Raw genomic sequence first — 13,143 nt, 5'->3', positions numbered from 1 at the left:
GGTACACGATATGAAGCCTGCTGTGAGGACCGCCTGGAGCCAAGGTCTCCAGGCTCGATTTTGAGCTTCGCAAAGTACGCGAATCTCAAAATACGTCCTGTGCTGTAACGGCTAAAGCCGTAACACCACTGTCACTGCTGGCAGACAACCACTCATCCGCTGACTAATTTGTTTTTAAAGGGCAGTGTTCTTGATATACTCTAGTGTTATAAATTACCGTTAAGTGCAAAAAATTCAGAATGTTTAATTATTTAAATCGTTTTACAGCACTAAATTTCTTAATACAATTCCAAAATAAAAAAGCCGCTTTCGCGACTTTTTTTATTTTAATTACGATTATCACCAAAAATTAAGATTAAACGTAATAGTTGTAATGCTGTTGAAATTGCTGCAGCGACGTATGTTAATGCGGCTGCGAACAAGACTTGTTTTACCATTGGAACTTCATCGTTATCGAGGATGTCACCTGATCCTAGAATCTTGATGGCACGTCCTGAGGCGTTGAATTCGACTGGTAATGTTACGACTTGGAACAAGACAACTAATGCGAATAGCCAAATTCCGATTGTGATTAGTGTGTGGTTCATTCCCAATAGGGCACCGACAATAATCAATGGAATTGAAGCATTAGAACCGAGGTTAACTGCTGGTACTAATGCTGCTCTGACTCGCATTGGTACGTAGCTTGTTTGATCTTGTATTGCATGTCCACATTCATGGGCAGCAACGCCGATTGCAGCTACTGAGGTTGAATCGTAAGTTGATTCGGATAAATTTAACGTCTTATTACCTGGATTGTAATTGTCGGTTAAATTACCACTAACTTTATTAATTTGAATATCTTGTAGTCCGGCACTATCTAAAATATATCTCGCAGCATCAGCACCGCTTTTGCCACGGTGACTCGTAAATTGATCATACTTTTTGAAATTATGATTTACATACCATGATGCCCACATACTGATAGCCAAACCAATGATTATCAATAGATAGCTGGGACCAAAACCATAACCATATCCGTACATAAGTGTTAACTCCTCTTTAATAAATTGTTGTTAGCAACATTATAGCCATTATTTGTGAAGTTTTCTTGAATAATACGATCAAGTTGATTAATTTCGATGGTGTCTAAGTAAATTTGATCTTTTAAAAAGACTAGTAATCGTTGTGAAATTTCTTGTTTTTCTGCAACTGTTAAATCTTTGAACGTGACCATCAAAGCGGAATTCTTTTTAGTTAAATCGACGTCACTTAACGAAATTAAGGCGACGATTTCACCGTGATGCTTTCTTTGAATGAACCAATAAATGCCATCGTTTCGCATGATAGTTTTAGCAGTATTGGAAATATATTTTGTTGTTGGATCAATCTCCATGCCGAGAAATTCACTGACTTCTTTTAAATTGAAGTGTGTCGGAAAATCCCAGAAGAAATTCTCAGTGATGAAAGGTCGATAAGATTTCATTTTTATATCAGACATTAAAATATTTTCTCCCTCTTCCAAACAAAATTACTCGATGATCATACTCTTCTTAGCACTCTTATGTAGTCTGTGCATGAATGGTTTGATCTTTTCGGTTGTGAGTAAACCTAGGAGATAGAATGCTACACCAAAGGCTACTAATATAATAATATCTTTGGTTGCATTAGGCCAATATATTCCACCAACCGCTTCACGTAGTAAGTTAACCGCGTAGGTAAATGGTAAATATGGATTAATGAAACGGAAGAAACCATCAGATAGGACGACAGGGAAGTTACCACCGGCACCAGAAATTGAAAGTACCAAGATGATAATTCCGAGCCCTTTACCAACTGTTCCAAACATTTGCACGAGTGAGTACAGAATTGAAATAAAGCAGAAACTGACTAGCATACAGAACAGAATTAGTAAAACCTTTTCCTTTGTATAAGCATGAAGGATAAATAGGTTACCCAACGCGGCGGCAATGGCTTGTAATTCATTTAGGAAACCAAATGTTAAGTAACGGCCATTGAAGCGTTGTTTAAATGAATAACGATACTTTTGACGGTCATTCAATTGGAAGTGAACTGTGAAGACACTGGATAGCAACAAAGCACCAACCCAGATACACAATGCTAAGTAGAATGGGGCACTGGCAGATCCATAATTTGGAACGTCATAAAGGTTATCTTTCTTCAATTTAACTGGGTTAGCGAAGAAGTCAGATTCCTTATTGGCATCAGATTTCATCAACTTGATCAATGCGCCCAGATCGACATCCTTTTCACCCTTCTTCAAGAGTTTAGCCGAGTGATGAACATCTTTCTTCAACTGTGGCCAGTCGTTAACAGCAAAGTCATTCGCCTGCGAAAGTGCTTTTTCAAGTTCAGGTGTCTTGGAATTGACTAAGTTCAAAGTTGTTGTTAATTCATTTTCAATTTGTGGCAATTGATATTGCACGAAGAAGGTTGCTGTAGCCATCTTCTTCTTCAATTGTGGATAGTCAGTATTGTAGAAATCATTAACAAGATTAATACCAGTGACGATGTTACTCATATTACCGTTGAGCAGTTGGTTAGCACTGTGAATTTCAGTACCGACGGCAGGTAATTGTTTTTGGTACTTTTGAAGGTAAGTTAAGGCTGTTTCAAGCACACCCTTAGTATTGTTCAAAAGTCCTGGGATAGCAGGGATGATATTGTTGTTAACTTGACTCAACGTTGTGCTGGCATCTTTCAAGAGTGTCGAAATATCGTTGATAGTATTAGAAACACTGTCCATGATATTGAGATCCTTGAGAGCTGTTACGCTGTCAGCAATTTTGTCTGACTGTGTTTGAAGTTCAGTTAACTTAGCTTGTAGAGCGGTTGTATCAAGATCACTGTAATTATCCAAGATGTCGTTTGCTTTAGCTGCAAGGGCATCATTAAGTGCTGCCAGGTCAGTTAAACGCTGGATAGGACGATTGAAAATAGTTGTTTGATCGTGACCTAATTGTTCAGCCAAGCGGTTGTAGAAGTTTTGTAGATCAGTTAGTGATGAAGCTAGTTGAGTACTTACTTTGGACATTTGTGTGGCATCATCAGCAACGTTTTGAATTACTTGTTTTAGTTGATCCTTTAATTCTTGGTTCTTAGGGTCAGCCTTGATTTTGTCGATCAAAGTATTGATATTCGACATTGAAGTACTGATTTGTTTAGCAATCGTGATAATCATTGATAAACCAGTATCAACAGTTGTCTTAATGACTGGCAAGGCTTGTTGAATCTTAGGAATCAATTCATTGTTAGCTTTGTTAGTAGCATTTTCAGCATCTTGACCGAGTTGTTGGATGTCAGGCATAACGTTTTGAACTTTGTTGATGACTTCAATTCCGTTTTCAACTTGGGTGATACTGTTATCCATTAAATTAGATATTTTACCAAAATCATTGTCGATTTCGTTAACTTGTGAGCCGGCGCTTTGGATTTGTGGAATCTTTGTTTGCAGATCCTTGGCAGCCGTACCACCAGCATCAGCTAATGGTAAAAAGTTATTCAAATTGACTAATTTTTGAGCATCTTGATTTAATAGTGGCATGTAGCCATACATGTCATTAACTTGTTGTAATTTTTGGTTTAAATTAGGAACAATCGTATTAGCTTGTTGAACTTTATCCATAATATCTTGAAGTTCTGGCAAGTTATCATCGGTCGTTACAAGTAATGTTGAAAGTCGTCTTAACATTGGCAGATTGTGCTCAATATCAACACCTGACTTGTTCAAGACCTTTGTAACGGTCTTACTGATTGTTCCGATAAATTCATCTGAGATGGTATTTTGTAACGTCGTCGCACCTGTCTCAGTCAGCTTCGGGGCGATGGCGTTTATTTTCTGATTGACCTTAAATACCAATGATGGTTTTTTGATATTACCAGATAGGAAACTGACAATATCTTTTGAGAAGTTTTTAGGGATGTAAATACCAGCGTAGTATGAACCGTCCTTAACTCCTTGGTCTAGTTGTTCTTTTGAATCAACGAATGTCCAACCTAATTTGTGATTCTTTTTTAGGTTATCGATTAATTGGTCACCAATTTCAATTTTTTGGCCTTCAAGTTTAACTGATTGATCATCTGAATAAACAGCAACTTTTAGATCACTTGTATTGGAATATGGATCCCATAAGGCCCAAACATTAAACCAACAATATAGACATGGTAAAATGATCAAAGCTAACATTAACAATGTTGCGGGCTTTGATTTCAAGGTCCTTTTTATATCTAGTCTGAATAGCTCCCAAGCTTTGATAGAAATCCCCTCCAACTCTCTTTTAAAAAAGTGCATGACATATTGTCATTATATAACGTTACGATAACGGATTGTAGTATATGAACCCGTTGACTGTATCTAAAATTTCAGAATCATCGTGAAGCATCGAATGTTCAGCGTTAGTACCTTTCATGGAATATTCGGTGTATTCCTTTGCTCGGGGTTCGAGAATATAAGAAATTGACTTTGCTGATGTAACGGAGATGTATTTATCACTGTTCGAGTGATCACCGACATTACCATAAATATTCAAAACACGGAGATCATCTGAAACGTTATTACGATTCATAAATATTCGAAAATACGTTGGACTCATAAAAGCGGGCCGACCATTGGGTTTGATACGATTGATATTGGGCAGATCACCCAATCCTAAAATTCCGTTGAACGGTCCGGCAATGAGTACTAATTTTTTGAGTCGAGGCATATAAGGACGCATTTTTTCCCTTAGATTGACTAGGACTAAAGCGACAGCACCTAAGGAGTGTCCAATGGCGTCATATGTAGTAAATTCATGTTTTAGACGTAAATCAAATAAGAGTTTAACTAACCAATATTCCATTTGGTTACTGCCAACCCATTTGTTTTGGAAAACAACTTGGACGATGGGATGTTCATCATCAGTCCAAGCCCCCTCATATGTAACTTTACCGCGCCAATTAATAATTGCTTTGAGAAATTGGTCTTTTTTCTTACCGTTACATTCCAAAGCAGATTCAATCATTTTTTCTGTCGTATAGTCTCCACCACGAAATCCGTGGATGTAGAGAATCGGCCATTGCCCATTTTTCATAAATTCACCCCAACAAGATATTATTATATAATTATTATTGAGAAATTTTAACCAAATGAGGTATGACAATTGCAAAAATATTATGCAGTAAGACGTGGAAAGAAGCCTGGAATCTATTTAACTTGGCCAGAATGTAAGGCACAAGTCGATGGATTTGCCGGTGCAAGATACAAAAGTTTCCCTGATAGAGCCCAAGCTGAAGCGTTTCTTGGGGGTAAGGATTCTTACGCTAAGAGTACAACGAATCAAAAATCCAAACCACAAACGAAAGCATCTAAACAAACTGTATCAGATATAAAAGATTTTGATACGGTTGTCTATACCGATGGTGGTTCCAGAAATCACGGTAATTATAAAGGTGGTCATGTAAAAGAGACAGATAAAGGCGCATGGGCCTATCATATCAGCAATCATGACGAAACATTTGAAGGAACAGCAGGTGAATTTGGCGTAACCAATAACCGCATGGAGATATTGGCCCTGATTCAAAGTATTAAACGATTAAATGAATTAAAAATCAATCAACAAAATACGATATTTGTCTTAGATTCGAAGTATGTTTTGAATGCAATCACTCAAAATTGGTTGACAGGATGGAAGAAACGTGGCTACAAAAAGGCTGATGGCAGCGTTCCAGCCAATGTAGAATTGTGGAAAGAATTGGATAGTTTGTTGCCAACTGTTTCGCAAAAAACTTTTGAGTGGACTAAGGGTCATGCTACTAATATAGGAAATAATCGGGTTGATGAATTGTTGAATGAGACCATGGATAAGATGTAATGCCGTATTCAGCCTACGGGTGTGACAGAAATATGATTTAATAAATAGATTATTTATTTGATATGTAAGAAAGAGTTCAGTTATTGGTTGGCTTAATAATCCTCTAAAATAACTGAATTCTTTTTTGTGCTTAAATGTTTAAAAACAGTTAAACTATTAATAAATGTATTTATGAAATTAAATAGTGCTTAATATATTTTATAGTGCTTAAAGAGGGCTGCAAATGACAAAGGCTGTTGATCGAGTTTATGAAATTATACAAAAAGAAAGTCCTGATGATTGGATTGATACTCAACAAATTGCTGAATTGGCAGGCTTGAGTAGAAGTGTCATGAGTATTTATTTATCACAATTGTTTAAAGAAGGGAAGCTGACTAAGAAAAGTGGTCGCCCAGTTTTATGGAAGATTGCTCAAAATGATTTACCTTTTAAAGATTTGATTGGTTATTCTGGCAGTTTAAAAACAATTGTTAAAAAATGTCAGGAGTCTATAGTTTATCCACCAAATGGATTTCCAATAGTTATCACTGGTCCAAGTGGTGTGGGTAAAAGTTTCTTAGCACGTAATATTTATAATGAAGCAAAAAAATTACAAGTTATCTCTGAGGATGCTAAATTAGTAACTTTAAACGCTGCTGATTATGCTAATAATCCTGAATTGTTATCATCAGTTCTTTTTGGATATAAACGAGGAGCCTTTACTGGAGCTAATGCAGATACTCCAGGCTTAATTGACCAAGCTGATAATGGCTATTTCTTCTTAGATGAAGTTCATCGTTTGCCAAAGGAAAGTCAGGAAAAATTATTTTCATTACTAGATTTAGGAAAGTTTTATCCTTTGGGAGAAAATAATATTGCACATCAAGTTAATGTTCGATTCATTTTTGCTACAACTGAAAATTTGGATAATACGTTACTCAAAACTTTTATAAGACGTGTGCCACTACATGTTTCATTGCCGGCGTTTAAAAATCGACCACTAACTGAAAGATTGTCATTGATTTTTAATGCTTTTAAACAAGAGGCTAAGAGAACTAATCGTAAATTTGTTATATCCAATCAAACAATAGAAAAATTGACTCAGAATACAGATGCTGGAAATGTTGGTGCAATGGAAAATGAAGTTAAATTACTTTGTGCCTCTGCATATACGGAACATAGCAAAGATAAAACAATTGAAATTGGACAGATAGAACATAGGAATAATGCAATTGCTATTGATGAGGTGGCTGACATCAATAACTATGCACCACTTAAGGATAAAGAAAATGTTTTACTAAAAAATCTATTTGAAGAACTTTTGAAATCAATTGATAATAAAGCAGATTCAACAGATAGAACATTATTATTGATGAAGTTTCTACGTAAAATTCAATATTTAGCTGATGATAATTTGATTAATTCACTAGTGTACAAATTCAAAGCTAGTGTAAAAACAGTTTTAAACAACAAATATGGTATTAAATTGGCAATTTCAGAATCAGGTATTCAACAAATTGCTTTTGGTTTATCGTTATATTATTTAATACCTAATCAAGAAATTAAAATGGATGAATTAATAAGTAAACTCGAAGAATTATATCCTCGTACGATGTATGTTTATCACCAACTTTTAAAGAACATTAGTCCAGATCTTAATTTTCAAAAGTTTGGTGTAACTTGGATATTATTAGTATTTCAAAACCGAATTAAAAAAATTGAGAGTATTCAATATACTGGGATTATCTTGGCACACGGGAATAGTACTGCTACTAGTATTCAAAGTGTTGTGAATAATCTGTGTGGTAATTATATTTTTGAGGCATTTGATATGCCAATTGATGTATCAATTCACGAAATTAATCGTTATGTTCAAAAGTACATTAAGAATCAAAAAGACCATCAACATAAGGGGATTTTCGTACTGTTTGATATGGGATCATTAACGCAGATGTTCTCGGAAATCAAGAAATATTCTAACAGTGAGTTATTGGTTATTAACAATGTTACGACAGCTACTGCTTTGGATACAGGTATTAGAATTCAGCGTAACGACTCTTTTAAGGAGATAACTGAAGCAGCTAATCGTTTTGGTAAAGCGTCGGGAACTCAATATTATGAGGGGTTGGCAGATACTTCTAATATTGTTGTTTCATGTATGTCTGGCGTTGGTTTATCGGAAGAAATTAAGCGGATGATGTTAGAGAGTTTATCTAATAAATTCAAGATAATTACGATGGATTATAAGGATTTGAAACAAACACTAGAAAATCATGAACAGAAATTTTTTGATAAAACTAAGTTTGTCGTAACAACAACGGATATTGATACTAAGTTGGATATTGATATCATTAATATTTATGACATTATGGAAAAAGATGGTTATCAACGATTTGAAAAACTTTTAGTCAGTTCAGGAGAACAACGTCCAAATATTGATACTTTAATGAATCGAATGCTGAAGTTCTTTACGATTGAGGGAATTAAGGATAGACTGCAATTTCTAAATCCGGATGTTGTCATTGACGAGGTTCAATTGATTACTAAAAAGTATCAAGATTATTATGATATGTCGTTAGATGGTAAAACAAAACTAAATCTTTACATGCATTTGTCCTTAATGATTGAACGAATGTTAGTTAATTCGCATAATAATGATAATCCTAGTGTCTCATTCGAGAGTGAAAAGGAAAAAGAATTCTATTCTGTCTCTAGGACAATCTTTAAGGGAATTGAAATGAAGTACAATTTTCAAGTTAACGATTATGAGATTTCATTGATGTATCAACTGTTACATTTTTATATTTAATTACGTAAGTGCTTAATCTTAATTAAGCACTTATTTTTTTTACCTAATTTAAGCCTGTAAATAAGGCTTTTTAAAAAGTTGGCACGTAACTTGCTTATATAAAAGTGAGGAGGTAGTAAACGATGAAGAGAATAGTTGTTGCATCGCACGGCAGCATGGCTGAAGGTATGAAAAATACAATTGAACTTTTTGCAGGACAAAATGAGAATGTTAGTTATATTTCCGCTTACGTTAAAAAGAATGATGATCTTAGTGAAACAATCGATAATTTATTTAGTTCATTTAATGATGATGATAAAGTAATTATTTTTACAGATTTAATGGGTGGCAGTGTCAATCAAAGATTGACGGTGAAAGCTCAAAACAATCCCAATATATTTATAGTTTATGGTTTCAATTTACCAATTGTAATCGAAGCAATTCTTTCGAAAGAAGAAGTTACTAAGAGTTACATCAAAAAGTTAGTTCAAGTTGGTAAAGATAGTTTAGGTATGGTCGATATAGAAGATTCAGAATCAAAAAATAATAATGAAGATTTTTTCAATTAGGAGGATTTCAAAATGATTAAGATTATGAGAGTTGACGAAAGATTAATTCACGGACAAATTGCTATGGTTTGGTCTAAGGAAATGAATGTAGATGGAATTGTAGTTGCCAATGATGCAACGGCCGAGAATCCTACACAACAAATGGCCTTGAAGATGGCTGTTCCATCAGGAATTAAAGTAATTGTTAAATCTATTGACGGGGCAATTGCATTATTGACTGACCCACGTGCTAAAGATATGAAATTATTCGTACTAGTAAGAACTGTTGCTGACGCTGAAAAGCTAGCAGAAAAAGTTTCTGATATTGATTATGTCAATTTGGGAAATGTTGGTAAAGCTTCAACCGATTCTAAGACTACGTTGACACAATTTGTGATGTTAACAGACCCAGAAATCACATCATTAAAGAAGTTAGTTGAACTTTACCCAGATACAGCTTTACAAAATCTACCAAGTGATAAAAAAGAAAAAGCTACTGATTTTATTAAAAAGATGAATCTATAGAATTACACAGATGAGGAGAAATTAACATGTATGAAGCATTCGCTGTTGCTATAGTTGTTTTCCTAACCGTTGGTGGTCAGGAATTATTAGGTTTTACCATGCTAGGAAGACCAATCGTTATTGGACCATTAATTGGATTGTTATTAGGAGATGTCAAAACAGGTTTAATGATTGGTGCATCTCTAGAAACTATTTTTATGGGTATTGTTAATATTGGTGGCGCTAGTGCTGCTGAGCCAGGATTGGCTAGTGCCTTGGCTGTTGCTTTTGCTATTATGATGCACGGTGGCCTTGGAGTTGCTTTGCCACTAGCAATTCCACTAGGTATTATCGGATTACAAATTAAGACGTTGATCTATGTTGCTGTTGTTGGACCATTTGCTAGTAAGTTTGACAGTATGGCTGAGAAAGGTAATGAAAAGGGAATTGTTCGGTTACACTTTGGATTGTGGACATTACAATGGTTCATTTATGCATTGATTCCATTCTTCGCTATGCTTTTTGGATCAGAAGCTACACAAAGCGTTCTAAAGATGATTCCAACAATTATCGTACATGGATTAACCGTTGCCGGAAATGTTCTACCTGCCGTTGGTATGGCAATGTTAATGAAGATTCTATGGGATAAGAACATTTCATCCTTCTACTTCTTAGGTTTCTTGATTGTAGCCTACTTGAAGATGCCATTGATTGCTGTTGCTGTCATGGGTACTATTATTGCTATTTTGGTTGCTCAAAGAGATTATCAATTGCATAACTTTGAACAAAAAATTGCTGCTAAACCAGCTGCTGTTACTACTAATACCACAGAAACCAAGGATGAACAGGAAAACGACGATTTCTTTAGTTAATGATTAGGAGAAGAAAACTATGAGTAAATTTTCAAAGGATATATCGAAAGACGAGAAAAAATTAATCAGACAAATGTTTTGGCGTTCTTTTACTTTGTATTCAGCCGTTACACCTGCTAAACAAGGTGCTTCAGGATTCGAATATTCAATGTTGCCATTCATTAATAAATTTTATAAAAAAGAACAAGATAAAAAAGATGCTATGGTTCGTCAAATGTCATATTTCAATACTAACTTAGCAATGGCACCGTTTGTTATGGGTGTTACAGCATCTATGGAAAAACAAAATAGTGAAAGTGATGACTTTAATGCCGAATCTATCAACGCTATTAAAACTAGTTTAATGGGCCCGTTAGCCGGAATTGGTGATTCGATTTTCTGGGGTGTCTTGAGAGTTATTGCTGCCGGAATTGCGATTAGTTTGGCTAAGAATGGTAATATTGCCGCTCCAATTATTTTTCTACTATTGTTTAATATTCCTGTTCAATTAGTTCGTTGGTATGGTGGTCAATTAGGTTATACATTAGGTTCTAACTATATCGGTGAATTGTACGAAAAAGGTTTGATCAATATTTTAACTAAAGCTGCAAGTATCGTTGGTTTAATGATGGTCGGAGCTATGACAAGTAACATGGTTAAATTTGATTTGAAGTGGAATATGGTTATTGGTGGAAAAACGATTCTCAAATCACAAGAAATGTTGAATCAAATCTTCATTGGCTTGCTTCCACTAGCAATTACACTATTATGTTTCTGGTTATTAAAGAAAAAGAACGTTTCAATTAACTGGCTTATTTTAGGAACGATTGTTGTTTCAATCGTGCTTGCACTTATGGGGATTGTCTAATGAAAAATGAATGGTGGAAAAATGCAGTAATTTATCAAGTATATCCAAAGAGTTTTTATGATACGAATGCGGATGGAATTGGTGATTTGCCGGGAATTGATGCCAAATTAGATTATCTTAAAGAACTGGGTATTGATGCCATTTGGATTAGTCCTTGTTATTTATCACCACAAATTGACAATGGTTACGATATTGCTGATTATCGTAAAATCGATCCAATGTTTGGAAATAATGACGATATGATTAAACTTATCCATGATGCACATCAAAGAGGAATCAAAATTATTATGGATATGGTTGCTAATCATACGTCAGATAAATCAGCTTGGTTTGAAGAAAGTCGCAGATCTAAAGATAATTACTTTAGCGATTTTTATATTTGGAAAGATCCTAAAATCGATGGTAGTGAACCTAATAACTGGGGTTCCAACTTCGGAGGTTCAGCTTGGACTTATGATGAGACGAGAAAACAGTATTATTTACATTATTATGGAAAACAACAGCCTGATTTGAACTGGGAAAATCCTAAAGTACGCCAAGCTATTTATGACGTCATGCGTTATTGGAAAGCTCACGGCGTTGACGGTTGGCGGATGGATGTTGTTACCTCTATTTCTAAAAATCAAAAATTCCCTGATAATGAAAATCCACACCATTTAAAATATGTTGTGGGTAATCAAGACAATGGTCCAAGAATGCATGAGTTTATTCACGAGATGAATCAAGAAGTTTTGAAACCATTTGAGATGATGAGTGTTGGAGAGGCCCCATCTAGTAAAAGTAAGGATGCTCGATTATTAGTTGATCCAAAACGCGAAGAGCTGAATATGGTCTTTACGTTTGAGCATATGCATGTTGATCGTAAGCCAGGTGATGTTAATGGTCGTTGGGCTATTCAACCGATGGATCTTGTACAGTTAAAGAAGACTTTAGCTAATTGGCAAGATAATTTAGAAGGACATGGTTGGAATGCGTTATATTTTGAAAATCATGACCGGGCTAGAACACCATCACGTTGGGGTAATGATCAAGAGTATCGTTATGAATCAGCCACAGCTTTTGCAACTGTTTTGCATGGTCTAAAAGGAACACCGTTTGTTTATCAAGGTGAAGAAATTGGGATGACAAATCCTAAATTTGAATTGAGCGATTACGAAGATATTGAGTTGAAGACTAATTATCAAAAGTTGGTTGAGCAGGAACAGACTATCAGTGCAACTGATTTTCTTAAAGCAGCACGGAAAATTAGTCGGGACAATGCTCGGACGCCTATGCAATGGGATGATTCTGATAATGGAGGATTTACTAAAGGAAAGCCCTGGTTTAAGATGAATCCTAATTACCTAGAATTGAATGTTGTTGCGGACGCTCAATCTACTAAATCAGTGTTTAGATATTATCAAAGTTTAATTAAATTACGTCATGACAACCATATTCTAGAATCTGGTAGTTTTAAGTTATTACTGCCAGAGGATAAAAACATTTTTGTATATTTACGAGAATTAAATGGTGAAAAATGGTTGGTAATAGCTAATTTATCTGATGTTGAACAACGGGTTGAATTGTTAAAAGATTATGCTGACTATAAAGAAATCTTAGGTAACTATGCTACTGATAGTGATGGATTAGTTTTGAGACCTTATGAATCTAAGATATTAAAAAAACTATAATGGGTTAAAATCCATGAAATAGAATGTGACAGAATTATTAATATCAAAAAAGCATCTATGAAAAAGTCGTTTGATTTTGACTTTTC

The 13,143-nt window shown here is 35.0% G+C and carries 11 protein-coding genes; 7 read left to right on the top strand and 4 right to left on the bottom strand.

The window, feature by feature from the left end:
• Nucleotides 1-326 precede the first annotated feature (326 nt).
• From FD31_RS09085 to FD31_RS09070, 4 genes are all read right to left on the bottom strand, one after another.
• Nucleotides 327-1,025, bottom strand: a complete 699-nt coding sequence (locus FD31_RS09085) for a zinc metallopeptidase (protein WP_057892462.1) — start codon at nucleotides 1,023-1,025, stop codon at nucleotides 327-329.
• A 5-nt stretch (nucleotides 1,026-1,030) separates the two neighbouring features.
• Nucleotides 1,031-1,480, bottom strand: a complete 450-nt coding sequence (locus FD31_RS09080) for a hypothetical protein (protein ID WP_057892461.1) — start codon at nucleotides 1,478-1,480, stop codon at nucleotides 1,031-1,033.
• A 30-nt stretch (nucleotides 1,481-1,510) separates the two neighbouring features.
• Complete coding sequence (locus FD31_RS09075) at nucleotides 1,511-4,213, bottom strand: YhgE/Pip domain-containing protein (RefSeq protein ID WP_186811255.1); 2,703 nt, start codon at nucleotides 4,211-4,213, stop codon at nucleotides 1,511-1,513.
• Nucleotides 4,214-4,313: 100 nt separating this feature from the next.
• The gene (locus FD31_RS09070; protein WP_057892460.1) at nucleotides 4,314-5,069 is read right to left on the bottom strand and encodes an alpha/beta hydrolase; all 756 of its coding nucleotides are present in this window, start codon (nucleotides 5,067-5,069) and stop codon (nucleotides 4,314-4,316) included.
• Between the two features lie 69 nt (nucleotides 5,070-5,138).
• Here FD31_RS09070 and FD31_RS09065 point away from each other — a divergent pair, with 69 nt between their 5' ends.
• The 7 genes from FD31_RS09065 to FD31_RS09035 all read left to right on the top strand — a co-directional run bounded on the left by FD31_RS09065 (nucleotide 5,139) and on the right by FD31_RS09035 (nucleotide 13,057).
• The gene (locus FD31_RS09065) at nucleotides 5,139-5,849 is read left to right on the top strand and encodes a ribonuclease H family protein (protein ID WP_057892459.1); all 711 of its coding nucleotides are present in this window, start codon (nucleotides 5,139-5,141) and stop codon (nucleotides 5,847-5,849) included.
• A 223-nt stretch (nucleotides 5,850-6,072) separates the two neighbouring features.
• Entirely contained in the window at nucleotides 6,073-8,637 is a 2,565-nt protein-coding gene (locus FD31_RS09060) for a sigma 54-interacting transcriptional regulator (protein ID WP_057892458.1), read from the top strand.
• 122 nt (nucleotides 8,638-8,759) lie between these two features.
• Complete coding sequence (locus FD31_RS09055; RefSeq protein WP_057892457.1) at nucleotides 8,760-9,185, top strand: PTS sugar transporter subunit IIA; 426 nt, start codon at nucleotides 8,760-8,762, stop codon at nucleotides 9,183-9,185.
• Between the two features lie 12 nt (nucleotides 9,186-9,197).
• Nucleotides 9,198-9,689 (top strand): PTS sugar transporter subunit IIB, encoded by a 492-nt coding sequence (locus FD31_RS09050; RefSeq protein ID WP_057892456.1) that lies wholly within the window; start codon nucleotides 9,198-9,200, stop codon nucleotides 9,687-9,689.
• 26 nt (nucleotides 9,690-9,715) lie between these two features.
• Nucleotides 9,716-10,540: a PTS mannose/fructose/sorbose/N-acetylgalactosamine transporter subunit IIC gene (locus FD31_RS09045; RefSeq protein ID WP_057892455.1), complete on the top strand. Its 825-nt coding sequence runs from the start codon at nucleotides 9,716-9,718 to the stop codon at nucleotides 10,538-10,540.
• 19 nt (nucleotides 10,541-10,559) lie between these two features.
• Nucleotides 10,560-11,387, top strand: a complete 828-nt coding sequence (locus tag FD31_RS09040; RefSeq protein ID WP_057892454.1) for a PTS system mannose/fructose/sorbose family transporter subunit IID — start codon at nucleotides 10,560-10,562, stop codon at nucleotides 11,385-11,387.
• Entirely contained in the window at nucleotides 11,387-13,057 is a 1,671-nt protein-coding gene (locus FD31_RS09035; protein WP_057892453.1) for a glycoside hydrolase family 13 protein, read from the top strand. Before FD31_RS09040 ends, FD31_RS09035 begins: the two co-directional genes overlap by 1 nt.
• Nucleotides 13,058-13,143 lie beyond the last annotated feature (86 nt).

Source organism: Companilactobacillus nantensis DSM 16982 (assembly GCF_001435815.1).
Taxonomy (GTDB): Bacteria; Bacillota; Bacilli; order Lactobacillales; family Lactobacillaceae; genus Companilactobacillus; species Companilactobacillus nantensis.
Note: the sequence above shows the minus strand (reverse complement) of the source record. Positions and strands in the feature narration are given on the sequence as shown.